Origin of the sequence: Paenibacillus sp. FSL R5-0914 (genome assembly GCF_038004525.1) — a bacterium.
GTDB lineage: Bacteria > Bacillota > Bacilli > Paenibacillales > Paenibacillaceae > Paenibacillus_AQ.
This window is the reverse complement of the sequence record NZ_JBBORH010000001.1, coordinates 2,566,324-2,591,360: the sequence shown is the minus strand read 5'-3', so window position 1 is coordinate 2,591,360 and position 25,037 is coordinate 2,566,324. Positions and strand designations below refer to the sequence as shown.

The following is a 25,037-nucleotide window of genomic DNA, read 5'->3' as shown; positions in this document are numbered from 1 at the left end:
GTTATAGAGCTCCTTTCACGGCTTCAAGCTGTAAGTTAGTTTTTGGCGCCGTGATTCTGGCGTTTGCCGCAAGTTGTGCCTGACGTGAAACAACAGGTGTCTTTGCTTTATGATCGGCAATCAATTGGAGGAAGCGATCGAACAAGTAGCTGCTGTCATGTGGTCCTGGCGCCGCTTCTGGATGATATTGCACCGAAAATGCTGGGTAACGTGTATGTTTAATACCTTCAACAGTCTTATCATTATTATTAATGTGAGTAACTTCTAGTTCAGTGTTCTTCACAGATTCCTCATTCACGGTATAACCATGGTTCTGGGAAGTGATGAAGCAGCGTCCGCTTTCCAGTTCCTTCACAGGGTGATTCCCACCGCGGTGACCGAATTTCAGCTTCTCTGTATCCGCTCCACAAGCAAGTGCAAACAACTGATGACCAAGGCAGATGCCGAAGATCGGATATTCACCAAGCAATTCGGAAATCGTCTTGACAGCGTGAGGCACATCTTTCGGGTCCCCAGGGCCGTTGGACAGTAGGATACCATCTGGGTTCAGACGGCGAACTTCTTCCGCTTTTACATCATGTGGCACTACAACAACATCACAACCACGTTCGTTAAGCTCACGTAAGATACCAGCCTTCGCACCGTAATCCACAAGTACAATTCTTTCTTTGTTGCCTGGGCTGCTGTACGAACTTGCAGTTGATGTACGAGCTACCTGATTGCGCAATTCCTCAATCGTAGTATTTCCCATCATTTCCATCAGTTCCTCTACACGTTTGTTAGAGGTGGTCAGGATCGCTTTCATTGTTCCGTAGTGGCGAATAATCCGAGTCAACATCCGAGTATCAATCTCGCTGATCCCTGGAATATCGTATTCTTTCAACAAGTCGTCCACACTATATTCAGCACGCCAGTTACTAGGTACTTCTTCATGACGGCGCACTACAAAGCCGTGTACAAAAGGTCGAACAGATTCAAAGTCATCCCGAGTAATCCCGTAGTTCCCGATCAATGGGTAAGTCATTGTAACGATTTGTCCGCAATATGAAGGGTCAGACAGCACCTCTTGATATCCTGTAATTCCTGTATTAAAAACAACCTCGCCTGTCTTCTCGCCCTCAGCGCCAAATGCGGTACCTGTAAATAAAGTTCCGTCTTGCAGCAGCAATCTCGCCTGCATTCCATTCCACTCCTTCTTGTTTCTGTAGTCTAATGCTTATGCCTTACAAGCCTTCCGGAGTGAACGTGTACACAATCGCTGCATCCGTAAAGATCAGCAACTCCGCCCCACCAGTCCGCTAGTTTTTCTCAGTCCATACGGCTTTGCCGTCTACCCATGTCATTACTGGCCAGCCCTTAAGCTTCCAGCCACCAAAAGGAGTATTCCGTCCTTTACTTGCGAAAGATCCTGGGTCTACTTCTTTCTCCTGCTCCAAATCAATCAGTGTCAAATCTGCAGGAGCTCCGATATCCATCACACCGGTGTTCAGTCTGAATACCCGTGCAGGATCAGCAGTCATTCTTTGTACTAGTAAGGATAAATCCCATTTCCCTGTTGCTACAAACGCTGTGTATAGTAGTGGGAAAGCTGTTTCGAATCCAACGATACCAAAAGGTGCAAGTTGCATACCTTTAGCCTTCTCTTCCTCACTATGCGGCGCATGATCCGTAACAATCATATCTAGTGTGCCGTCAAGCAAACCTTCGATACATGCTTCAACATCGCGGCGGGAGCGAAGCGGCGGGTTCATTTTCCAATTGGCATCAAGGCCTGGAATATCTTCTTCAGAGAGCAGCAAGTGATGCGGACACACTTCAGCAGTTACTTTAATGCCGATTTCTTTCGCTTGGCGAATCAGTCGCACCGATTGTTCAGTACTTACATGGCACACATGGTAATGAACGCCTGTCGCTTCAGCCAGCAAAATATCGCGTCCAACATGGATGGCTTCTGACTCATTTGGAATTCCTTTCAGGCCATGCTTTCTTGCGAACTCACCTTCGGCTACACAGCAGCCTTCAACCAGTGAATTATCCTCGCAGTGAGCAATGACTGGCATATCCAGTGCTGCGGCGATGTTCATAGCATCTTTCATCATTTGAGCACTTTGCACGCCCACGCCGTCGTCGGTATAACCAATAGCTCCAGCTTCTTTAAGTGCTGCAAAATCAGTCAGCTCACGTCCGAGCTCATTTTTCGTAATGGCTGCATAAGGAAGTACTTTAACGAGTCCAGCTTCACGCGCTTTGTCTTTGACAAATTGTACGATTTCCGGGGTATCTGTTACTGGACGGGTATTAGGCATACAAGCGATGGTTGTAAATCCGCCTTTGGCAGCCGAACGACTTCCGGTTTCCACTGTTTCCTTGTGTTCAAATCCCGGTTCGCGTAAGTGCACATGCATATCAATGAGTCCTGGAATGAGCAGCTTGCCTTCAGCATCAATGATCTCTCCAGCTTCTGGAGCAGCTTCATTTCCATCGATTAAGGCCGAGATAACACCTTCTTCAAGCACAATATGTTTCCGCTCTAACAAGCCTTCCTTATTCAATACGCTGGCGTTTCTAATAATCACTGTCATGATTCTACCTTTACCCACAGATCCCGGCTGCGGGCCCTCTCGTTATTATATAATAAAAATTCATGTTTGTGTATATTTATTAGTCCTTATTCATCATCATTCTTTGAACTTTATAATAAAGCTCTTTCGAGAACTGCCATCCGAACCGGAACCCCATTAGACATTTGCGGGAAAATCCTTGATTGACTGCTCTCTACAACTGCATCATCAATCTCGACATTCCGGTTAACCGGAGCTGGGTGCATAATGATTGTATCTTTTGCGAGCTTAGCTGCGCGTTCTTCCGTTAAACCATAATGTCTGCGGTAATCTTCCGCGGAAAGTACGATACCAGAAGAATGACGTTCCAGCTGCACACGAAGCATCATGACTACATCTGCTTTAAGAGCTTCTTCTATGGTTACATAAGGTGCGTATTCCATAAGCTCAGGAGCCTTCATATTCTCCGGTGCACAGAATTGCACTTTAGCCCCTAGCTTTGTAAGTCCCCACAGATTGGAGCGTGCTACCCGGCTATGCATGATGTCCCCGATAATAGAAACCGTGAGACCCTTTAAATCTCCAAACGTTTTGGTCATTGTGTAAAGATCAAGCAGCGCTTGTGTTGGATGTTCATTGTTGCCGTCACCCGCATTAATAAGCGGTATGGACACCTTCTCAGCTAACTGCTGCAGCACACCTGCAGGCTTCAAACGCACAACTCCGGCATCGATCCCCATCGATTCCAGTGTGCGTACTGTATCGTAGATCGACTCCCCTTTTTCTACACTAGAAGCTGCAGCCGTAAAATTCAGTACTTGTGCACCCAGTCGTTTCTCTGCCATTTCAAAGGAGAAACGAGTGCGTGTGCTGTTCTCAAAGAACATGTTAGAAATAAAATGCGAGTTCAAAATGGGAGTTAGCTTCTCGCTCTGATTGTCCCAGTATGCCGTTCTGTCCAGCAGCCCAGTGATTTCCGACCGGTCAAGCTCTTTTATTCCCAGCAGACTACGTTCCTTTACCTTGGTAAGTGTCATGATGTTATCGTTCCTCCCGGTTTGAAATAATGTAGACCTCATCTTTGCCGTCGTATTCCTTCAGCGCCACTTCAATCTGCTCATGCTTTGAGGTAGGTACATTCTTACCGATGTAGTCTGGTCGGATCGGCAGCTCGCGGTGTCCACGGTCAGCCAGTACTGCCAGTTGAATCATTCGTGGGCGTCCGCAATCCATCAAAGCGTCCATCGCCGCGCGGATGGTGCGTCCAGTGTAAAGCACATCGTCGAACAAAATGACCTTCTTATCATGGATGCCATCACTGCCGGAAGTAATAATGACGTTACTCTTCACTACCGCTTCACTGCCTCCTACTTCACGGTCATCCCGATAATGCGTGATGTCGAGTTCGCCGTAAGGAATCTCGACGCCTTCAATTTCCTTGATCCGCTCAGCGATGCGCTGTGCTAGGTATACGCCTCGTGTCCGGATACCGACCAGCAGACAATTCTCAATCCCTTTGTTCTTCTCCAAAATCTCATGAGCAATACGCGATAATGCCCGGCGGATCGCCGTTTCGTCCATAATTACATTTTTCTCAGTAACCATAATCTTGTCACCCTCCACTTGTTTCGCCTGTTCAAGTTCCTGGAAATCAAAAAACTCCTTGCCTATAACAGGCAAGGAGTGAAATCCGCAGATGAAGAAGATGGTGGCCGCGCGCATAAAAAGACAGTCCGGTGTATACACACGGATACCTTTCTAAGAGTCGCGAACCTCGATTCACGTTACCTTGCCAGCCTCACAGGACTGAATTAAAGGCGCTATTCATTTAATGAGAATTATGACAGAACAAACCCTGCATGTCAACTTTATCTGCCTAAACTACAACACTTTCCAAGCCTGCTTCTATTAACAACAAAAGGAAGGCGGTATTATAGGGAAAACCTGAAAACCTCCCTATAATTAGGACACAATAGTCATTATGATCAGGTTATGCGGAATTCCTCCCTATAAATTGAAGGATTTCCTTGAGTACAACCAAATATGCTGAAATAGAGGGGGAAATTCCCTATATTCTAGCGGATTGAAGCTAAAACACAAAATTAGAGGGAAGAATTTCCTATCTTACAGTAGCTCTATTCTACAGTAGTCTAATCCACAGTAGACTAGCCATCACATAAAGAAAAACCACCCAAGGTTTCCCCTAGACGGCTTCAATGTCTAACTAATGTTTAAAATTCAAACTCCACATCGCTTAAGCGTCTTTGGATTTCAGAGATGACACGTCTTTCTTCCTCTTCCCCTTTAGCAATAAAGGTAACAGAGAAACGTACAAACGGACCTGCATCATCCCAAGGCACGGTGGAGATTAGCTTCTCACGGATCAGGAATTGCGAGAAATCCTCACCGGATTCGAAACGGCGACCACCTTTGACACCCTTAGGTGCTGCAACATAAAGGAAGAAGGAGCCCTTTGGTTTCTCAGCTTGGAAGCCCAGGCTGTTCAGTGCATCTACCAACAGGTTGTGACGACGAGAATACTTGGCAGCAATCGCTTCAGTAATCTCTGGATGAGCAAGACCGTAAGCCGCAGCTTTTTGAATCGCGATAAATTGACCGGAATCATTATTATCCTTCACATCACTGAAGGCTTTAACAACTAAAGGATTCCCAGCAACAAAGCCGATTCTCCAGCCTGTCATATTGTAGGACTTGGACAAGGAATGCAGCTCCACGCCAACATCCTTCGCACCCGGAACTGACAAGAAGCTAAGCGGCTTCAAACCGTCATAGGTCAAGGCAGCATATGGTGCATCGTGTACAACGACTACATCATATTTTTTAGCCCATGCAACTACCTCAGCAAAAAACTCAGGAGTCGCACTAGCGCCCGTCGGATTGTTTGGATAGTTCAAGTAAAGAAGCTTGGCTTTATGAGCAACTTCTTCTGGAATTTCGTTCAGATCTGGAAGGAAGTTATTCTCTTTCTTCAGCTCTACTGTAAACACTTGTCCACCCAAGTATTTAGTGTGTGTACCCAGCACTGGATAACCCGGCACCGTCATGATCGTAATATCTCCTGGGTTAATGAAGCAAGAAGGCAACATCGCCAGTGCAGGCTTAGAACCGATAGAGTGAACTACCTCCGTAACGGGATCAATGCCTTCAACACGGAATACTTCCCGCAAATAATCAGCAGCAGCTGTCTTAAACTCAGCAATTCCATTGTCCGCATAACCACGGTTTTCTTCCTTAGCTGCTTCTTCTGCAAGTTTAGCCACGATACCTGCATCAGCCATCTCATCTGGCTCGCCTACGCCCATATCGATCAATTCAATATCAGGGAAATCCTGTTTTGCGGATGCTTTAGCACGTTTGATTTTCTCAAATTTATAAATCGAAGTGTCCTTGCCGTAGTTCGCACCGCCGATGCGGTCTGCAAAATTAGTCTGAATGAAGCTGTCTTGGTATTGTTCAATACTCATACTCTCATCTCCTGGCTATCTATTCTCATTTAGAAGAAACGGCTTCGCCGTCCCTTGGATGGCTTATGTTTCTAGAGATCCGTTTCTGCGATAAAAAATAAGGATAAAGAATAAGGCATAACCTTCTCTTTATCCTTATGTTATTAAATATGATGGAAAGCAGAGTTCAATACCATAGACTAATTATCACTTCATTTGTACTTATCTGCTGCGCAATGTGAACAGAACATCTTCCATGTCTTCCGGAATAGGTCTGCTGAATTCTTTATATTCACCTGTCGTAGGATGAATAAATCCAAGCACCGCCGCATGTAACGCCTGTCCATTCATAGCTGTTCCTTTACTGCGTCCATAAATCGGATCACCCACAAGCGGATGACCAATGAATTTCATATGCACTCTGATCTGATGCGTGCGGCCAGTCTCCAGCTGCAGCTCCAGTAGTGTACAGTCACCGAAACGTTCCATCACTGTAAAATGGGTCACAGATTTCTTGCTGTTCTTTTCCGTTACAGTGTATAGCTTGCGATCATGTGGATCTCTACCGATCGGAGCGTCAACCGTTCCTTTGTCATGCGACAAATTGCCGTGTACAACTGCTATATAGCGGCGTGTTACACTATGCTCTTTAAGCTGTGCTGCGAGCGACGCGTGACTGGCATCATTTTTAGCCACCATAATAAGACCAGAGGTATCCTTATCAATACGGTGTACAATACCTGGACGAATCTCACCATTAATACCGGACAGATCCTTGCAGTGATACATCAGTGCATTTACCAAGGTGCCTGACGGGTGCCCGGCAGCCGGATGTACAACCATACCACGCGGCTTATTTATAACAATGACATCGCTGTCTTCGTATACAACTTCAAGTGGAATATTCTCTGGGATCAAGTCTGTAACTTCCGCTTCTGGTACGACAATGGAAACTTTATCGCCTTCTGAGAGCTTATAGTTAGCTTTAACCGGTGCCCCATTAACCGTAACATGGCCACCACTGATCCACAGCTGCACCTGAGAACGAGAAATATCCTCTTCCCAAGATTCCGTTATATATTTATCGATTCGCTCCCGCGCGTTCTCTGCTGAAACGGTCCACTCCGTGACGTCCCTCTCTTCTTCGCTCGTAGATGCCGCTTGGTGATTGACGTCTTTACTCAAATCATTCATTCCCTTCTTTTACTTCCTTTGCTTCTTTTACTTCTTTGATTTCCGTGATTTCTTCACCATTCTTAAGATCGCGGAAGGAGTCCAAAAGAATCAACCCAACCCCAATGACGATACATGAATCCGCAACGTTAAAAATCGGGAAGCTATAGCTTCCAAAATTAAACAGAAGGAAATCGACAACCTCACCACTGATCATCCGGTCTAGGAAGTTACCTATCGCTCCACCCAGAACAAGTCCAAGGGCGACCGATAGCATCTTCCGCGAATGTCTAGTTTTGTTCAAGTACCAAACGATACCTGCAACCACTACAACCGTAACTAAAAAGAAGAACCATTGCTGACCTTGTAGAATCCCAAAAGCAGCCCCGCGATTACGATGTGAGGTAATTAGGAAGAAATTCCCGATCACCGGAATCTGTTCCCCAAGCTCCAGACGTGTGGCAATGAGATACTTCGTTCCCTGATCCACCAAAAATACAATAAGAGCAATCAAATAGTACACCACAGAAGTTGTCACTCCGTTCTTATTTTTCCCGCCAAATGCGGTACGAATACTGTTATAAGACTTGTATATTGTAGCACAGCCCTTAGAAGATCGTCTATTGCGTGACACCTCTCGGGCGCTTAATCTTGGGGACTATTTTCCATCGCTAAAATAACGCCTCTCAGGTCAACCTAACAAAGAACCATCCGGTGCAAATCGGTTTGTCGGAAGGATTCTTAATAAAGTACAGAAAGGAGCTTACTCATCATGACGCACCTGACAGTACAGCAGCTCTCAGAGCTACGCGCCCGATTAGAAAAAGACCGTGATACTATTCAGCACAGGCTTCAGAATAATGAAAATTACGGCTTACAGGAATCCATGCGGGATGGCACCGGAGAACTTTCCGAGAATGACAACCATCCAGGCGATGCAGCCACCGATTTGTATAATCGCTCCATGGATATTTCACTGCTAGAGCGGGACGAGCATGAGCTGGATGATATTGAAGCTGCTCTCAACGCTATGGATGAAGGCACCTATGGGATATGTAAAGCTAGCGGTAAATCGATCCCTTTTGAGCGTCTATCCGCTATTCCCTCCACGCTTTATTGTAAAGAGCATGCCCCACGTCAAAATGCACCTTTTACTCGGCCCATTGAAGAAGAATTTTTGTCTCCTCCATTTGGGCGTACGAGTCTGGATGAACGAGAGGATCAAAACGGCTTTGACGGTGAGGATGCCTGGCAGATTGTAGAAAGCTATGGCAACTCCGATTCCCCCGCCATGGCGGAGGGCAGCAACATTGACTCCTATAATGATATGGAAATTGAAGCCGATGAGCTTGAAGGCTGCGTAGAGCCTTGGGAGAACTTTATCGCCACCGATATTACAGGCAACAATGTAGTTGTAGTACCGGGACGTAGCTACGAGCGTTACAAGGATAGTAGCGAGGGAAGTTACATGCTTGATCCGCTCGAAGGCGAGGAGTAAAAGCATCGTCCCCATACAAAAAAATGAACAGCGAGCGGTTCCAGTTTCATTGTGGAATGGCCCGCTGTTTTTTTATTTTTTTTGCGCTATGTCATTTTGTTAAGAAAATGTTCAGATTCAGCTGGTAAACTGATCTAACGCATGCTGAAATCGACATACAAGGAGTGTAACGTAAGTGAATCACGACTATTTTAAAAATGTACAACAACTCAGTCATGAAGATGACCGACGATATTTATTATTAATGAGAGGCTTACGCATCTTACACGAGGAAAAAAAGCAGCGCAGCCCTCTCCAAAGATTAAAAAAGGAAAGGTACGGACTGGGGAGAAACTTAGAAGTCCAAGGTTGGATAAATCCACCAAAGAAGATTGACCTAACCCCACTCTCTCCTACAAACCAAGTAAAGACAGCTACGCCTTAAAAAGCTATTTGAATTCCAGCTGACGCTGAACAATTCGTACAATATCCGCAATATAATCTCCGATGATCGGTAGATTCAAGGCTCCAAGAACCTGAAGAACATAGATGATCGTTGCCGCAAAAAAAGTAAAGCCAAGCGCGATCCCTACTCCACGAGCCGCTCCATATAAAATATTTTTCCAAATTAGAGTCCAAGGTGAATATAACAGCTCCGTATACTGATAAATTCGTGATTTCTCTAAGATATGGGCCCATTCAAAGGTTAATCGATACATTGTATTCATTTTTTCTTCCAGTGGAATGTCTTCTGGATTGCGATGATCTGCTGTTAAACGCTCAGGGTTTTCCTCAGGAATAACCTTTTTCTCCACTCCCTTATCTGGGCTGTTCTTGTTGCCGGATGTCTTGACGGAGATTCTGTTCTTCTGATCCTCCACAGCCACAGCTCCTCTCATACGTCTATATTCGCCACAAAGTAAACGAGCCCGGTCAAAGAGAATACATCTCCTTGAGCACGAGGCTCGTTATTTTCGCGGGCGAAATATAAAGACTATATTTCCCGCATAAACAGAAGTTCTCTGTTTACACTTGTGCCGCTAGTATATGCTGTTTTGGGACAGGTAATGCAGATTTACACTTCAATATGGATACCGATGGATTTACCACCGACATCTACCGTTTCAAAAGCGTGTTCTCCGCCAAAATCAACCGTAGTCACAAGTACATTGTCTCGCAATACATTCTCAAAGGCTGTAACTGCTGCTTTAAGCTCATCGTCTACACTCAGCGTGAGTGCGATCCGTTTCTCGATCGGCAGATCCAAACGTTTACGGTAATCTTGAACCGCACGAATGATCTCACGAACCCAGCCTTCTTGTTCAAGCTCAGGTGTGATTTCGGTATTGAGCGCAACCGTAATTCCATATCCGGAAGCTGCGGCGAAACCTGCTTTAGCTTCTTTTTCAACGAGTAGCTCTTCAGAAGTGATCACCAGTTCTTCTCCCTCTGGCGTCGCAATCGCGATTGAGCCATCTTGCACCGCTTTGCGGGTAGAGTCACTGTCCAAAGCTTTTAGGAAGCCTTGCAGGAAGCCGACGTTTTTACCGTATTTTTTACCGGCAACTTTAAGATTCAGCTTGAGTGTGAAGTCAACAAATCCACTATCGCTAGTCTCTAGCACGATGTTCTTGATGTTGATCTCGTCTTTGATGATCTCTTCATACTCAGCCAAATGGAAGTCACGGTTCATCGAAACGATCAGCTCAGACAGCGGTTGACGATTCTTAATGCCTGTTTCGTTACGCACGTTACGCGCCAGCTCAACGATTTGTCTCGCACTTTCCATATCCTCTTCCAGCTCTTTATCGATCAAGCTCTCATCAGCAACCGGATAATCTGCTAAATGCACACTTTCTCCGCCGCCAAGGTTCGTGAAGATATCTTCAGACAACATCGGTGTAAATGGAGCCATCAAAGACGCTGTCTTCAAAAGCACATGGGTCAGTGTACGGTAAGCATCCAGCTTATCTTCACCTAGACCACTACCCCAGAAACGATCACGGGAACGACGGATATACCAGTTACTCAGCTCATCTATAAAGTTCTCAATACCTTTGGATGTATTCACGAAGTCATTAACTGCAAGTCCTTTGTCTACCAAAAGAATCAAGCTGTTCAGACGGGACAAAATCCAGCGGTCCAGCTTATGTTCCGATACTTTAAAAGGATGATCGGCAGGATCATAACCATCGATGCCTGCATAAAGCGTCAAGAACGCATGCGTATTCACCAGTGTATCTACAACTTTGGATTTGGTTTCCCCTACAAGGCCACGAGAGAAACGTTTGTTATTCCACGGTGCACTATCGGATAGAATCGCCCAACGGAAAGCATCCGTGCCGTAATCGTTCATGATATCCCAAGGATCAATAACATTGCCTTTTGATTTGGACATTTTTTGACCATTCTCATCAAGGATATGACCGTGAGCAATAACAGCTTTATATGGAGCTTTACCTTTAAACAAGGTAGATACAGCTAGTAAGCTGTAGAACCATCCACGTGTCTGGTCGATCCCTTCACAGATCATATCCGCTGGATATTGATCATTCAGCTTATCCTCGTTCTCAAATGGATAATGACTTTGCGCAAATGGCATCGAACCACTATCGAACCAAACATCGATAACTTCTGGTGTGCGAACCATCTCTGCGCCTTCGCTGAAAGGACTGCGTAGCTTGATCTTATCTACAAAAGGCTTATGCAGCTCGATATCCTCAGGAACATCACCAATCGCCATCGCTCTTAGTTCTTCAATGCTGTGTGGAGCGAACTCTTTGCCCGTTTCTTGACATACCCAAACATTAAGCGGTGTGCCCCAGTAACGATTACGGCTGATATTCCAGTCCACCAGTTCATCCAGGAACTTCCCGAAACGTCCTTCACGTACATGATCAGGATACCAATCTACACTGTTGTTGTTAGCAATCAGCTGATCTTTGATCGCTGTAGTGTTGATGAACCAGCTGTCTGTTGCGTAGTACAAGAGTGGTGTATCACAACGCCAGCAGAACGGATAGCTGTGCTCGTATTTTTCTTTGCCGTAAAGCAGTCCTTTTTCAGACAAAGCTTTAACGATATCCAAATCGCAATCTTTCACGAAGCGTCCAGCAAAATCAGACACTACATCCGTATACTTACCGGAATTATCAACCACGTTCACGAAGCTGATGCCGTTCTCGCGGCAAGTCTTATAGTCATCTTCACCATGCGCTGGTGCCATGTGTACGATCCCAGTACCACTGGAATCTGTAACGAAGGAAGCACCTACGATGACATTGCTTTTCTCTGCCTTGATGTATCCGAATGGAGGAGCGTAGGTTTTGCCGATAAACTCGGAACCTTTATGTGTAGAAAGGACTGTGTGCTCGCCTTTCATTACTTCCTCCACCAAATTTTTGGCAACAATGTAGATACCGTCTTCTTGTTGTACACGTACATAATCCATGTCAGGGTTCATGGCTAACGCCATATGTGCTGGCAGCGTCCAAGGTGTAGTCGTCCAAGCTAGTACGTAGTCTCCACTGTCATCCAGTTTGAACTTTGCAGTCGCACTGAGATCCTTGACGGTCTTGTAGCCTTGGGCTACTTCATGGGAGCTTAGGGTAGTCTGACAGCTTGGGCAGTAAGGACTAACACGGTGTCCGCGGTAGAGCAACCCTTTGTCATGCACAGTAGCCAAGATGTTCCACACGCTCTCGATATACGTGTTATCCAAAGTTACGTAAGGATTATCTAGATCCGTCCAGTATCCGATACCCTCTGTAAACTCGCGCCATTGCTTCTCATAACCGAAGACGCTGTCTTTACATTCCTGAATGAATTTTTCTACGCCATATTCCTCGATCTCTTGTTTGCCGGAGATGCCAAGCTTCTTTTGTACGCCTAGTTCTACTGGCAAACCGTGTGTATCCCAGCCCGCTTTACGTACCACGCGGTAACCTTTCATCGTTTGGTAACGACCGATGAAATCCTTGATTACACGGCCCAGTACGTGCCCGATATGCGGTGCACCGTTCGCTGTTGGAGGACCTTCGTAAAATACATAGTTCGGACGTCCTTCACGATTCTCCATCGATTTACGGAACGTATTTTCGTCGCTCCATTTCTTCAATATGCGGACATCTCTTGCCCGTGCTTTTTCTTTGACATCTACTTTTTGCATGTGATGGTCAATCCTTTCATGGTTTAGTCTTTAAAGCTCTTTTCGATCCTTGGGCAGTCTGATTCAGCTCTTGCCTTCGGTACCCGAGCCGCGATCCCGCAGGGCAGCACTGGCTCGGGGTGCCACATGGAGCGGCGAGTGAAACGTCGGTCTGCTCTAGCAATGAAGGCCCCGCAGGCGAACCCGCCAGGGGAGCCTAAGAAGGGCCGTTCCTTCAGCCACATGAGTCCGTTCGCTTCCACCACCGTACCCGTTTGCACGAGGCTTTACATTGCGGGTGTCCAGAGGGCGGCAGCCCTTTGGGGTCCCTCTTAGAAAGGGGGATGGCCACCCCGGAACAACAAAATAAGCGTCATCTCACCCCCAAAGGGGCGAGACAACGCTCGCGATACCACCCTAATTCTGCGCATGAGCACATCCTTAAGGGGAGTGTATTCAGCACAATCTCAGTCCTGCGCGTAAATCTCATGCACAGGTCCGGTGTAACGTCCGGCGGACGGCTAAGCTTACGCACGATCAACGCTTCAGCTTAACTTCTAGGGGAAGATCTTCCGGCAGGGTTCGAACAATCGGCTCTCAGCAATCGCCGACTCTCTGGAGAACGTTACCTTGTCGTACTTGTCCCGTCATCGAATACATATAAACATTATACAGATATGTTCTATTTATAGACTTTTTAAGTCTAAATGTCAACAACCGCTAGCCAAATCCGCAATTAGGAGTATACCTGTGCAGGCGGAATACTTTATTATGATCGATTTTAGCGGAAAATAAAAATAGAGGGAATAACTCCCTCTATTTAACCGATTATAGCATGAAATTATAAATTAGAGGGAATTCCCCCCTATAAATTCAAGCAGCATTCATTCATCATAATGCATTAGAACGATGTAGAACATCATCCTTAAAGGTTACGTTCTCGCTTGCCTCACGACTCTCCAAGGCATTCCAGTCATCTTGTGACAACAGCTCGAGCTGTGCTTCCACCAATGTGCGGAAACGAGTGCGATAGATTGAAGCTTGCTTACGCAATTCTTCAGTCTCAATAGCAACCTTACGGGATTTGGATAACGCTTCGTTAATAATCCGATCCGCGTTCTTTTCCGCTTCCTTGATAATGAGCTGCGATTCCTTCTTGGAGTTGTTCTTCACATCATCCGCCGCTTCCTGAGCGACTAAGATCGTTTTCGATAAACTCTCTTCAATATTCACAAAATGATCTAAACGCTCTTGAATGGACAAAAGCTGATTCTGCAGCTCTTTGTTCTCACGGATGACACTTTCGTAATCCTTAATTACTTGATCCAGAAATTCGTTGACCTCGTCCTCATCATAACCGCGAAGTCTCCGAGAGAACTCCTTGTTATGTATATCGAGCGGTGTTAATGGCATGCTGTGCACCTCCTAGAAATTTCGGACCTTCTAAGTCTCTGAACCATACCTGCGCAGCAGACAAAGAAGAAAGACTGTACTTCAAGTAAAGGCAGAGGATGTATCGACGTTCCAACTGCCATTCATGGTTCGCCTCTTTTATAAAATATCGGCGTCCTGCTTTAAAAATGTTTGATTCCCTCGAAATAATCAATTTCGACAAGTAAAGCCGGATTCCTGCAAGGGATTCACACAAATTTACCAACCTGAACACGGTATCGGCCCTTTTTCGTCAAACTACCAACCTCTAGAACCTTGAATCGACCAAATCCTTGAATAGATACCATGTCACCATCTTTAAGTCCGCAGGAAGGGTCTTCTTCCACTTTCCAATTTACCCGAACGCGCCCAGCCTTGATGGGAGCAAGAATTTTGCTTCGACTAAGCCGTGTTACATCTGCGGCTATGCCATCCAATCGTAGGGACGCTACAGTCAAATCCATCATTTCCAGCTTCACCTCACTATTACGCAAGGCAGAAAGTGGCAATACCTCCGTGCTCACCTGTATTCGGTGTACTCCAGTTAAATTCATGTCTAAATAATCTGCAATATCTGCAGCTACTACCACATGACAACCATCGTCCAGAACATGAATATCACCGATTTTTCCACGTTTTACTCCAAGACCCAGAATAGAGCCCATGTAGTCCCCATGCTCTAACGCCAGAAACTTTTGCTCACCAGAGGTTATCGCAAGAACGCTCAGCTCCATGTCCTCATGATCCAGATCACGGTAATCAGGCGCAATGAGTGCTCGCTTCCGCTCTGCCTCAGGGTGGCCGCCTTCCCATCTAACGATAACATCTGGATGTCGATTGACGAGACTTTGCAGAATAAATCCTTGGCGCGGATCTAGAAATTCGGTCAGTTTCGTCTCATGATATTCTTCAGCATGGGTAACCCATTCCCAAGCCTTGTCCACAAATTGTCTTTCATCGGGATGAAAATGCCCGTAAACTTCTGTCTTCATCACTTCTGCCTAAAAAATTAAGTGCAGAATGGATTTGAGTCCACCTGCCGCAAATTCCAAGACGAATAGTGCAATGATCGGGGAAATATCAAGCGTACCAAAGAGTGGCGGAATAAATCGACGAAATGGTGTCAAATACGGCTCAACAAGCTTGCTCAGCAGTTCTCCGATAAAGTTCTCACGAACGTTTGGTAACCACGACATCAGTACGTAGAAAATAATCATGTAAAAATAAATATTAAACAGCATATCAATAATGTAATCAATTTGGGGCAAAGCTCATTCACCTCATTCTGTTATAGTCTGGATCGTCACCTAGGATTTCCGTAATGGCACCTTGAATTTCAACGGTATCTGGCGTGCACATAAATATATTGCCCCCAATTTTAGAGATTCCTCCCCCAAGGGCATAAACGGTTCCACTTAAAAAATCAATAATTCTCATTGCCTGATCATTACGGACACGCTGAAGATTGATTACTACCGTCCGGTGAGAACGGAGATGGTCCGCAATTTCCTGAGCCTCATCGTATGAACGTGGCTCATAAAGTACAACTTTTACATTCTTCTGCGAATGGATACTGACAACGTTGCCCCTTTGATTTTTGCGGGTTTCGACAGGGGCTGGCTCATACTCATCCTCTTCGTGGATTTGCTCCCGCTCCACAACTTCTTCTTCCTCCTGCAAGCCCAAAAAACTCATAAATCGGTTCATAACGCTCATCACGATCCCTCCTAATGGCCTACTAACACCGTACCTAGGCGTACCCAGGTGGCTCCTTCCTGTATCGCCACTTCAAAATCATTCGACATTCCCATTGATAGCTCCGTAATCGGTTCAGGTGTCAAAGCAAGTTGATTGAGCTCATCGCGCAGCTCACGAAGTCCGCGAAATACAGGGCGGGTAAGCTCCGGATCACCTTCTAAAGGTGCCATCGTCATTAGTCCAATTACTTTTACACGGTCTAGACTAGCAATTTCACGCAAAAATCCAGGTACCGCCTCAGGCGACAGACCAAATTTCGTATCTTCTCCAGAGATGTTTACTTGAAGAAAGACATTCACTTCTTGATCTGCGGCAATCGCCTTTTTGTGTAATTCTTGCGCCAGAGATATCCGGTCCAAAGAGTGTATATATTGAAACTTGCCAATAACGTCTTTAACCTTATTGGTCTGCAAATGCCCGATAAAATGCCATGTCCCTTGGTCCCCTAAAACCTTCCATTTGTGCTCAGCATCCTGCCAGCGACTCTCGGCAATATGCTCCAGGCCTGCCTCCAATACGGAGGACACCATTTCCAGAGAAACATATTTCGTCACTGCAATTACCTTGACGTCATTTCGATCCCGGCCGCTTGCCGCGCAGGCACGTGCTACACGTTCCTCTACCTCAGCAATTCTCTCCTGCAGTGTTAAAGCCAACTTTCAACTCTCCTTTATTCCGATCCAGCTCGTCATCCTGCCTGTAACCCCATCTTCTTTACGATAAGAAAAGAACAAATCTTGATTACAGCTTGTACACCAAGATGTACATTCGATATGAGTCGGCAATATTCCTGCTTTAATCATAATGCGTCGATTCATTTCTTTCAAGTTTAGCATGTATTTGTTCTCATCTGTGTCAGATGTTCTGTACAGCTCCACAGTACTGGCTGTTTCTGTTGGCTTAGTCAGATCACCTTCCAGTCGATGAACATGCTCCATCACATAATCGTCCACCTCATAACAGCAGTCACCAATGGATGGTCCGATCGCAGCAATAATGTCCTGCGCATGGCTTCCGTAAATGGTCTCCATTTTACTCACCATAGCGGCTGCAATCTGGGCCACAGTTCCCTTCCAGCCAGCATGGGCAAGACCGACGACTTGGTGCACAGGATCATAAAAATAAAGGGGTACACAATCCGCATAAAAAGAAGTCAGAAAAACTCCCGGTACATCCGTAAGCAAACCATCGGTTGCCTGAAATGCCGAGGTTCTATCCTTTTGACCCCGCCCACGATCGGCTTCCCTTACCACTGCTATTTCTGCTCCATGGGTTTGTTCTCCACAGGTCCAAGCTTCAGGTTTGAAATCAAGAGCTTTCGCAAGCGCCCTACGATTCGTTAAGACATCTTCCGGAGCATCCCCAACATGAAATGCACAATTCAGGCTGTCATAAGGCTTTTTGCTAGCCCCTCCCTGTCTACCCGTAAAACCTGCTGTAATTTCTTTATGCTTCACACGCCAAGGCTCCAGATGGAGCAGCATAAGTGTTTCCTTCCCCTGCACAAACGGTTCCATATCCTCACCTCCGCCTTAGTGTACCACATGTAAATACCCCTACAAAATGCCGCTTAAGCTAGAACATCAAATTTACTAACTTTTAAGCCATGCCATTTCGAATCATTTTATAAAAAACAAAAAACGCACCTAATTAATAAGTGCGCCGTTCGCCTCGGTCCCCTCGTTCCAAATACATCGTTTCTCGTTCGTCCTGCCCTTGAGGCATTCTTGATTCTTCAATCTTCACAAGCACTACATCAGACCCGATTTTGACAATATTTCGCCATGGAATAATCAGATCGGTTCCGCCTCCGAACAACCCCATAAACCGAGTGTATCCGGGAATTACGATTGCATCAATGACACCTCGGCGTAAATCAAGCTCTAAGTCACTGATTTGGCCCAGCCGCTTGCCGTCCACAATGTTAATAACGTCCTTAGTCTGAAAATCAGAGATTTTCATTTTTTTGGCTGATCCTAAATAATCCTCGTTCATCTCACCACCCCTGTACAATCAGACCTATAGTCCAATATATGTTATGAAAGCTTGGCCACATGCATGAAATATCCCCACAAAGTGAGGCTATGCTTAGATGCTTACCAAGGTACTTTGCGGGGGCTCAATATAATTCCTGAAACAGTAAAAAGAGGAGATCACCCAAAATCCTTATCACGGATTCTGGATATCTCCTCATTTCAGACGATTTAAGACTTCACATGCTTTTGCATTTGCTGAATCGCAGATTTCTCTAGACGTGAGACTTGTGCCTGTGAGATACCAATCTCATCTGCGACCTCCATCTGTGTTTTCCCTTCGAAAAACCGCATGGATAAAATTCGTTTCTCCCTTTGACCTAACTTACGCATCGCTTCACGTAAGGCGATTTCTTCGATCCACGACACATCCTTATTCTTATCATCGCTAATCTGGTCCATTACATAAATAGGATCGCCACCGTCATGATAGATCGGTTCGAATAAGGACACTGGATCCTGAATAGCATCAAGGGCAAAGACTACATCTTCCTTCGGTACGCCAAGTGCTTCAGAGATTTCGAATATCGTCGGTTCCCGCGAATTCTGATTGGTCAGACTATCGCGTACCTGCAGCGCCTTATAAGCAATGTCTCTGAGTGAACGCGATACTCGAATCGGATTGTTATCACGCAAGTAACGGCGGATCTCACCAATAATCATCGGAACCGCATATGTGGAGAACTTAACGTTTTGTGATAAATCGAAATTATCGATGGCTTTCATCAGACCGATGCAGCCCACCTGGAACAAATCGTCAACAAATTCTCCCCTATTATTGAACCTCTGGATAACACTTAGAACGAGCCTAAGATTACCATTTACCAATTTCTCTCTGGCGGATCGCTCGCCCTGCTGCTGCAGCGAAGTGAACAGTTGCCGCATTTCCACATTCGTTAGAACAGGCAGCTTAGCAGTATCCACACCGCAAATCTCGACTTTATTTCGGGTCATGATGATTTACCTCCCAAGGAGAAACATTACTGTACATTATCTCCCGGGTTGGCCATTTTATTCCTTGCTAATTTCACCTTACACCATCTTGTTAAACTCCTTACGCAGCCGCTTTATAATTCGTTTCTCCAGACGAGAGATGTAAGATTGGGAAATGCCGAGCAGATCCGCCACATCTTTTTGTGTCTTTTCTTCGCCCCCACGCAGTCCGAAACGCAGCTCCATAATGAGTCTTTCCCGTTCGCTCAGCTTTTCCAGCGCCTTTTGCAGCAGCTTGCGATCGACCTGTTCTTCAATGTTCCGATAGATGGTATCATTTTCCGTCCCTAAAACATCTGAGAGCAGCAACTCATTACCATCCCAATCGATATTAAGAGGCTCATCAAAAGAAACCTCACTCCGTGTCTTGCTATTACGCCGCAAATACATCAAAATTTCATTCTCTATGCAACGTGATGCATATGTTGCTAGTTTTATTTTTTTCTCGGGATCAAAAGTGTTAACCGCCTTAATTAATCCGATAGCCCCTATCGAAACCAGGTCTTCAATATTGATTCCGGTATTCTCAAATTTACGAGCGATATACACTACGAGGCGCAGGTTACGCTCAATCAGCATCGCACGAACAGCAGCATCGCCGCTAGATAGCCGCTGAAGCAGATACTCTTCTTCTTCCCGTGTCAGCGGTGGAGGTAGAGCCTCGCTCCCGCCGATATAATAGATTTCCTGACTCTTCAGCCCCAGTAGAAACAGCATGCGGTAATATTGCAGCTGCAGAGCAATTTTCCATTTGACCATTATTGTTCCTCCTCCAAGAAGTACACGGTTAGCGTATGAAGCTTTTAATTCCCGCTTTCAGCCATCAGAAGTTTGGTTCAGCTAGCTTTAAAGATTAGGAAGGTAGTGCTGCATCAGTGGCGCTCTCTTTTTGAGTTAAATCCGGATGTATGACCGCCCGATAGGCTCCATCTCCTGAGAGTGTCCCGCCATCCAGCCCAATTAAGACTCTTTTACTATAAAAGATATCTTCACCGAGCTTTATCGTCACAAGGTCTGGCTTCAGTGCGAGCATAAATGATGCCCCTCGGTTAATCCCCCTGTAAGGTACTAGTCGCATCCTATCCTGCCAAGCAAACGACTGCCCGTCCGTTTCTAGCAAAAGTCTGTCCGCACCATCCTGAGTGAGTCTCCCTTTCCATGCAGCAGGCAGATGCCCCTCCCAGAGCGTCGATTCCATCACCATCACCGGTATGCGGGTCAAAGGATCACAGAGACGATTACCTGTGTCTAGCAGGCCAGGACAGGAAACACTTACACCATCAATTTCAACAACCACCTCACCGATATAGGTTTCAAGCTGCTCCCTTCTGATTCGTGAAGAATGCACTGCCTTGAAGCAGATTAACACCAGGGGGAATACTGCAATGACAAACCAAAAGCCGATCTTTAAGCCGTAGGCATGCCCTCCTGAAGCAGTGAACATAATACCATTCCAAATGTCGCTGGAGCTCTGCAGCAAATAGTGAATACCAACAATTCCACCTGCGGCTGCAAAATTGATAATATAGAAAGCTCCCATAGTGCGAAGGTAGCTTTGCAGACTCCCAAAACCAAAGGCAATCCATAACATAACCACCGACAATCCAAACTTGATAAGGAAGGTATACATGAAAGACAGCTCCGGTACAAACATCATCACTACATACAGTGCGCCAACGAGAGCTGAGAGGATTAAACGCCACCATGAGATTCTCAGCTTAACCATCCAGCCTGTCAGCCACAAAAGAATTCCGTCGATCACTAGATTGGCGGCGAATATCAAGTCAATATAAACAACCAGTTCATTCACCTGCTTAATGGCGGAATCTATCCTCTAGCCAAATTGGATCAGGCTCTGTTTTTGGACGATATGATTAGTATAGAAAGTCTCGCATTCAAAGTCTGTCTAAACTTGGGGGGCATTCTTACGGTTTTTTTGTCGAGTTATAGCGCGTGGGGATTTATTCCTTCTTTATGGAATTTTTTATATCTTTTATTCACTGCGTCATTCGCTCCATCATTCGCTGGATCATTTAATGGAATAGAGGAATCCTGCAAATATACAACTTTTTGTGCAAAACTTCCGCTTCATGAAGTCCAAAAACTGCAAATATACAGGATTATCCTCACTTTTGGCTAGAAATCTTTATTTGGAGCAGGAATTACTGCAGATTCGCAGGAATCATCGCTTCAACCATCTACTTATTATTAAATACTGTATTTTTGCAGGATTATTTGATGGTTAATGGTTGCCGCTCTCCGACTACCAGTTACCACCTACTGTAACTACCTAGTCAACCATCACCCCCTTGGAGCTACACAGTGCCGTTCATAGTCTTGCTTGATCCTTATTACATTTACGCAAAAAAAACACCTACCGCTATAGCTAATCAGCTAAGCGATACGGTGTTCTCGTATAATCTTGATTCTATTTAATTAGTCATTGTTGCCCCGAGTACGATTACGCAGGAACGTCGGAATATCGAGCTGGTCAGAAGAACTCTGATTGCCGAAAGGACGTAAATTAGCTGAACTCTTATCCGGTGCTGCCGCAGGCTCGTTATTCGTCGAGACCGGACGACGTCCTGGAGTTTCAGGCAATGGTTTATGTTCAAAGCCAGTAGCAATTACTGTTACTTTGATATCATCCTTCAGGCCTTCATCAATAATCGCACCAAAGATCATATTCACTTCAGGATCAGAGGCGGATGTAACGATCTCAGCCGCTTCATTAACTTCATATAGAGAGAGGTTGGATCCTCCCGTAATGTTCATGATTACGCCGCGGGCGCCTTCAATAGACGTTTCCAAGAGTGGGCTCATGATGGCTTTACGTGCTGCTTCAGACGCACGGTTCTCACCATTTGCAATACCAATACCCATAAGCGCTGAACCGCGCTCTGTCATGATCGTCTTTACATCCGCAAAGTCAAGGTTAATCAGACCAGGAACCTTAATTAGGTCAGAGATACCTTGAACAGCCTGCCGGAGAACATTATCTGCTTCACGGAAAGCTTCCAACATCGGTGTTTTCTTATCAACGATCTCAAGCAAACGGTCATTTGGAATGACGATTAGCGTGTCGACTTTTTCTTTCAAAGCTTCGATTCCAAGCATTGCCTGGTTATAACGTTTTCTTCCTTCAAAAGTGAACGGGCGAGTAACTACCCCCACAGTCAAGGCTCCACACTCTCTAGCAATCTCAGCTATAACTGGTGCTGCACCTGTTCCTGTACCGCCACCCATCCCTGCAGTAACAAACACCATATCTGCGCCCTTAAGGGTATTAGAGATCAAGTCACGGGATTCTTCCGCTGCTTTCTTACCGACTTCAGGATTAGCTCCTGCACCCAACCCGCGGGTCAGCTTGTCCCCGATTTGCAGCTTGTGCTCCGATTTGGCCATATGCAACGCTTGGGCGTCTGTATTAACCGTAATAAATTCTACACCCTGAACGCCATTTTCAATCATCCGGTTGACAGCATTACTACCTCCGCCGCCTACGCCGATGACTTTTATTTGCGCCAAGCTCTCCATTTCAAAATCAAATTCTAACATATTGTTCCATCTCCCCCTCAATGTGCTTGGATGGCCGGTCCAAGTATATCTGGACTTACACTTATATAAACTCGCTGAACATGTTCTTTAGACGCTCGACAAACCCGGTCTTCTGAACCGTTTCCTGATTTGGAGTGGCGTTCTGCTTACTCCGGTTGACCGTCTTTTTGTTGCTGCTTCCACCACTGCTTCTTCCACGAAAGCTACGGACAACATTATGCAGGATACCAACACCTCCGGTAAACCCAGGGTCCCGTACACCGATATAATCCGGTACAGCGATGCGTACAGATGCAGCCAGTTCAGTCTGAGCCGCCTTTAATACGCCAGGCATCGAAACAGTTCCACCCGTTAATATATAACCTCCAGGTAGTTCACTGTAACCAAGCCGTTTCACTTCCTGTTTAATCAAATGGAAGATTTCTTGCACCCGTGGTTCGATAATTGCCGCTAAATCCTCTTGGTTAAATTCCTTCTCTACATTACTGCCAATGCGCAGCACCTTGAAGACAACGTCAGAGGCTGCATCGTCAATCCATGCGCAACCATACTTTAGCTTTACTTTCTCCGCTTGATCAGTAAGTGTACGTAGTCCGTATGCAATGTCATTAGTTACAAATTCTCCGCCGATCGGAATCGTAGAGGTTGCACAAAGGGAACTTTCTTCGTATATGGCTATCGTTGTCGACCCGGCCCCGATATCAACCAGAACAGATCCCATCGATTTCTCGTCTTTGGACAGCGCCAATCCACCAGCACCAAGAGACATCAGCACAAGATCCTTCACTTTCAGCCCTGATTTCTCAACACATCGTAGTAGATTATGTATTGGCGTCTTAGCACCCGTAATGATGGTTGCGTCCACTTCTAGACGAACACCAATCATCCCGCGCGGGTCCTGAATACCTTCGAGACCATCGACGATAAATTGTTTAGGAACAACATCAATCACTTCTCGCTCCGGAGGCATAGCGATGACTTCCGCAGCTTTAATAACGCGATCGATATCATCCTCACCGATTTCACGATCCTCATTCTGAACGGCCACGACACCGTGGCTGGATTGCAGGCCAATATGATTACCGGAAATGCCTACATAAACTTCTGATATTTGAATACCCACCATTTGCTCTGCATGATCTATAGCACTTTTGATCGATTGCACAGTTTGGTCGATATCTACAATCGCGCCTTTACGTATTCCTTCCGAATCAGCAGATCCAACGCCAATAATATTAAAGGTTCCATTGGTAACTTCCCCAATTATTGCCCGAACTTTGGATGTACCGATGTCCAAACTAACAATGATGTCATTGTTGCTCAAGTCCTATGGCACCTCCTGTTATAATCGAAATAATTTGCATAACCTTTTCCCGGTCCCGGGAAACTTCTCTGTACATATTCAACATACCTAACCCTTTCCCTCTTTTTTCTACAAATTTTTTGAACGGAATAATATTCCAACATCCCTAAATGTGATTAGTTACTCATAATTTTTTATAAGAATGATAATTATCACAAGAAATATATACCTATTCGGTTATTACTAACCATATATAAGATTATATTTCAAAAAAATCGAAGAAAAAAGAGGGATATAGCTTCTTGCCCGTAACTCCGATTGTAGCATTTTTTGAACTCTATTAGTAGGGACTATTTACCTCTACTCTACTCTTGCACATCTTTTTGCTCATCGCCCTTTTGCTCCTCACTTTCGACCTGAAAAGGAACATACGAGTCGGCTTCAAGCATCGTGATAAGTCCAGGCTCCTTTGTCTCTATTACCTGATTCAAGTATGACACTTTGCTCTTCAATAAAGAGATGGAAGTGATCACCTCGAAACGGGATCTAGTATAGAGCTTGATACGATCCGGAAATGACAAGGTTGGCGAGGGAACAATCTCAGAGATATCACTTGTCAATTCATTAGAAATGCTTCCAAGCGTTTGGCATAGGATAGCCTTATTAGGATCAGCTGGATCCCAGTTGGTTAATATAGGTTTCTCTACAGCAATACCAGTCTCATTAACAGTCACCGCTGCTCCACTCGACAGAATCGCCTTCAAGATGCCGCCCTGTTCCAGTTCATAGGCCACCGCAGGGAACTCTTCAATCTTCACTGTGATTACCCCGGGAAAATCCTTCTTTACGGCCACAGCCTTAACCGTCTTAAGCTCCAGCAAAGATTGTTCCACAGACTTCGTAGAAACGGCAAAGAATTGTCCACCTATATGAATTCCACTTTGCGAGAGTAATTCCTCACTAGTAGAATACTTGCTTCCCTGAAAATCTATCACTGTAATGTGACTAATAGACGATCTGAAAAAAATCACAGCAAGAAGCGCAGTGAACAGTAGCAGCAGGATCGCCGTAATCTTACGGCTCATTTTTTTCTTAGGCTTGTCCTCTTTAAGAAGAGGTAATCGGGTTGTTGTCATTCT

Annotated in this window: 23 protein-coding genes and 1 other annotated feature; of the genes, 1 reads left to right on the top strand and 22 read right to left on the bottom strand. The window is 45.4% G+C overall.

Annotated elements, in window-relative coordinates; genetic code table 11:
• Nucleotide 1: 1 nt before the first annotated feature.
• From carA to lspA, 7 genes are all read right to left on the bottom strand, one after another.
• Nucleotides 2-1,180, bottom strand: coding sequence for a glutamine-hydrolyzing carbamoyl-phosphate synthase small subunit (gene carA, locus MKX60_RS11335; protein WP_042190808.1), 1,179 nt, complete (start codon nucleotides 1,178-1,180; stop codon nucleotides 2-4).
• A gap of 118 nt (nucleotides 1,181-1,298) precedes the next feature.
• On the bottom strand, nucleotides 1,299-2,582 hold the full coding sequence (locus MKX60_RS11330) for a dihydroorotase (protein ID WP_188114730.1): 1,284 nt from the start codon (nucleotides 2,580-2,582) through the stop codon (nucleotides 1,299-1,301).
• A gap of 110 nt (nucleotides 2,583-2,692) precedes the next feature.
• Nucleotides 2,693-3,598, bottom strand: a complete 906-nt coding sequence (locus MKX60_RS11325; RefSeq protein WP_042190812.1) for an aspartate carbamoyltransferase catalytic subunit — start codon at nucleotides 3,596-3,598, stop codon at nucleotides 2,693-2,695.
• A 4-nt stretch (nucleotides 3,599-3,602) separates the two neighbouring features.
• Nucleotides 3,603-4,166, bottom strand: a complete 564-nt coding sequence (gene pyrR / locus MKX60_RS11320) for a bifunctional pyr operon transcriptional regulator/uracil phosphoribosyltransferase PyrR (RefSeq protein WP_042130202.1) — start codon at nucleotides 4,164-4,166, stop codon at nucleotides 3,603-3,605.
• Between the two features lie 626 nt (nucleotides 4,167-4,792).
• Nucleotides 4,793-6,046: an LL-diaminopimelate aminotransferase gene (locus MKX60_RS11315; RefSeq protein ID WP_341059804.1), complete on the bottom strand. Its 1,254-nt coding sequence runs from the start codon at nucleotides 6,044-6,046 to the stop codon at nucleotides 4,793-4,795.
• A 201-nt stretch (nucleotides 6,047-6,247) separates the two neighbouring features.
• Nucleotides 6,248-7,219 carry an RluA family pseudouridine synthase gene (locus MKX60_RS11310; RefSeq protein WP_042190820.1) on the bottom strand — a complete coding sequence of 324 codons (972 nt, stop codon included), beginning with the start codon at nucleotides 7,217-7,219 and terminating at the stop codon, nucleotides 6,248-6,250.
• Nucleotides 7,212-7,724: a signal peptidase II gene (gene lspA, locus MKX60_RS11305; protein ID WP_042190823.1), complete on the bottom strand. Its 513-nt coding sequence runs from the start codon at nucleotides 7,722-7,724 to the stop codon at nucleotides 7,212-7,214. The genes MKX60_RS11310 and lspA overlap by 8 nt, the downstream gene beginning before the upstream one ends.
• A 246-nt stretch (nucleotides 7,725-7,970) precedes the next feature.
• Here lspA and MKX60_RS11300 point away from each other — a divergent pair, with 246 nt between their 5' ends.
• A complete protein-coding gene (locus MKX60_RS11300) occupies nucleotides 7,971-8,696 on the top strand; it encodes a TraR/DksA C4-type zinc finger protein (protein ID WP_341059802.1) in 726 nt (241 codons plus the stop codon).
• A gap of 428 nt (nucleotides 8,697-9,124) precedes the next feature.
• Here MKX60_RS11300 and MKX60_RS11295 read toward each other — a convergent pair whose 3' ends face one another.
• The 15 genes from MKX60_RS11295 to MKX60_RS11225 all read right to left on the bottom strand — a co-directional run bounded on the left by MKX60_RS11295 (nucleotide 9,125) and on the right by MKX60_RS11225 (nucleotide 25,034).
• Nucleotides 9,125-9,415 carry a DUF5665 domain-containing protein gene (locus MKX60_RS11295; RefSeq protein ID WP_371915735.1) on the bottom strand — a complete coding sequence of 97 codons (291 nt, stop codon included), beginning with the start codon at nucleotides 9,413-9,415 and terminating at the stop codon, nucleotides 9,125-9,127.
• Between the two features lie 335 nt (nucleotides 9,416-9,750).
• Nucleotides 9,751-12,843 carry an isoleucine--tRNA ligase gene (gene ileS / locus MKX60_RS11290; protein ID WP_341059800.1) on the bottom strand — a complete coding sequence of 1,031 codons (3,093 nt, stop codon included), beginning with the start codon at nucleotides 12,841-12,843 and terminating at the stop codon, nucleotides 9,751-9,753.
• A 364-nt stretch (nucleotides 12,844-13,207) separates the two neighbouring features.
• Nucleotides 13,208-13,482 (bottom strand) — a binding site (T-box leader).
• A 231-nt stretch (nucleotides 13,483-13,713) separates the two neighbouring features.
• Nucleotides 13,714-14,235: a DivIVA domain-containing protein gene (locus tag MKX60_RS11285; RefSeq protein WP_076284755.1), complete on the bottom strand. Its 522-nt coding sequence runs from the start codon at nucleotides 14,233-14,235 to the stop codon at nucleotides 13,714-13,716.
• 227 nt (nucleotides 14,236-14,462) lie between these two features.
• Entirely contained in the window at nucleotides 14,463-15,245 is a 783-nt protein-coding gene (locus MKX60_RS11280; protein ID WP_341059799.1) for a YlmH family RNA-binding protein, read from the bottom strand.
• A gap of 9 nt (nucleotides 15,246-15,254) precedes the next feature.
• Nucleotides 15,255-15,494: a YggT family protein gene (locus MKX60_RS11275; RefSeq protein WP_042194359.1), complete on the bottom strand. Its 240-nt coding sequence runs from the start codon at nucleotides 15,492-15,494 to the stop codon at nucleotides 15,255-15,257.
• 34 nt (nucleotides 15,495-15,528) lie between these two features.
• Nucleotides 15,529-15,969 (bottom strand): cell division protein SepF, encoded by a 441-nt coding sequence (locus tag MKX60_RS11270; RefSeq protein ID WP_042190833.1) that lies wholly within the window; start codon nucleotides 15,967-15,969, stop codon nucleotides 15,529-15,531.
• An 11-nt stretch (nucleotides 15,970-15,980) separates the two neighbouring features.
• Complete coding sequence (locus MKX60_RS11265) at nucleotides 15,981-16,667, bottom strand: YggS family pyridoxal phosphate-dependent enzyme (RefSeq protein ID WP_042190837.1); 687 nt, start codon at nucleotides 16,665-16,667, stop codon at nucleotides 15,981-15,983.
• A gap of 3 nt (nucleotides 16,668-16,670) precedes the next feature.
• Nucleotides 16,671-17,528 (bottom strand): peptidoglycan editing factor PgeF, encoded by an 858-nt coding sequence (gene pgeF, locus MKX60_RS11260; protein ID WP_339266544.1) that lies wholly within the window; start codon nucleotides 17,526-17,528, stop codon nucleotides 16,671-16,673.
• A gap of 133 nt (nucleotides 17,529-17,661) precedes the next feature.
• Nucleotides 17,662-18,006: a YlmC/YmxH family sporulation protein gene (locus MKX60_RS11255; RefSeq protein ID WP_076284758.1), complete on the bottom strand. Its 345-nt coding sequence runs from the start codon at nucleotides 18,004-18,006 to the stop codon at nucleotides 17,662-17,664.
• A gap of 209 nt (nucleotides 18,007-18,215) precedes the next feature.
• Entirely contained in the window at nucleotides 18,216-18,998 is a 783-nt protein-coding gene (gene sigG / locus MKX60_RS11250; RefSeq protein ID WP_036683631.1) for an RNA polymerase sporulation sigma factor SigG, read from the bottom strand.
• Between the two features lie 78 nt (nucleotides 18,999-19,076).
• Entirely contained in the window at nucleotides 19,077-19,799 is a 723-nt protein-coding gene (gene sigE, locus MKX60_RS11245; RefSeq protein ID WP_028530613.1) for an RNA polymerase sporulation sigma factor SigE, read from the bottom strand.
• A gap of 91 nt (nucleotides 19,800-19,890) precedes the next feature.
• Nucleotides 19,891-20,838, bottom strand: coding sequence for a sigma-E processing peptidase SpoIIGA (spoIIGA, locus tag MKX60_RS11240; protein WP_042194361.1), 948 nt, complete (start codon nucleotides 20,836-20,838; stop codon nucleotides 19,891-19,893).
• Nucleotides 20,839-21,473: 635 nt separating this feature from the next.
• On the bottom strand, nucleotides 21,474-22,595 hold the full coding sequence (gene ftsZ / locus MKX60_RS11235) for a cell division protein FtsZ (RefSeq protein WP_076284759.1): 1,122 nt from the start codon (nucleotides 22,593-22,595) through the stop codon (nucleotides 21,474-21,476).
• A gap of 61 nt (nucleotides 22,596-22,656) precedes the next feature.
• Nucleotides 22,657-23,919, bottom strand: coding sequence for a cell division protein FtsA (ftsA, locus tag MKX60_RS11230; RefSeq protein ID WP_042190844.1), 1,263 nt, complete (start codon nucleotides 23,917-23,919; stop codon nucleotides 22,657-22,659).
• A 344-nt stretch (nucleotides 23,920-24,263) separates the two neighbouring features.
• A complete protein-coding gene (locus MKX60_RS11225) occupies nucleotides 24,264-25,034 on the bottom strand; it encodes a cell division protein FtsQ/DivIB (RefSeq protein ID WP_042190846.1) in 771 nt (256 codons plus the stop codon).
• Nucleotides 25,035-25,037: the final 3 nt, after the last annotated feature.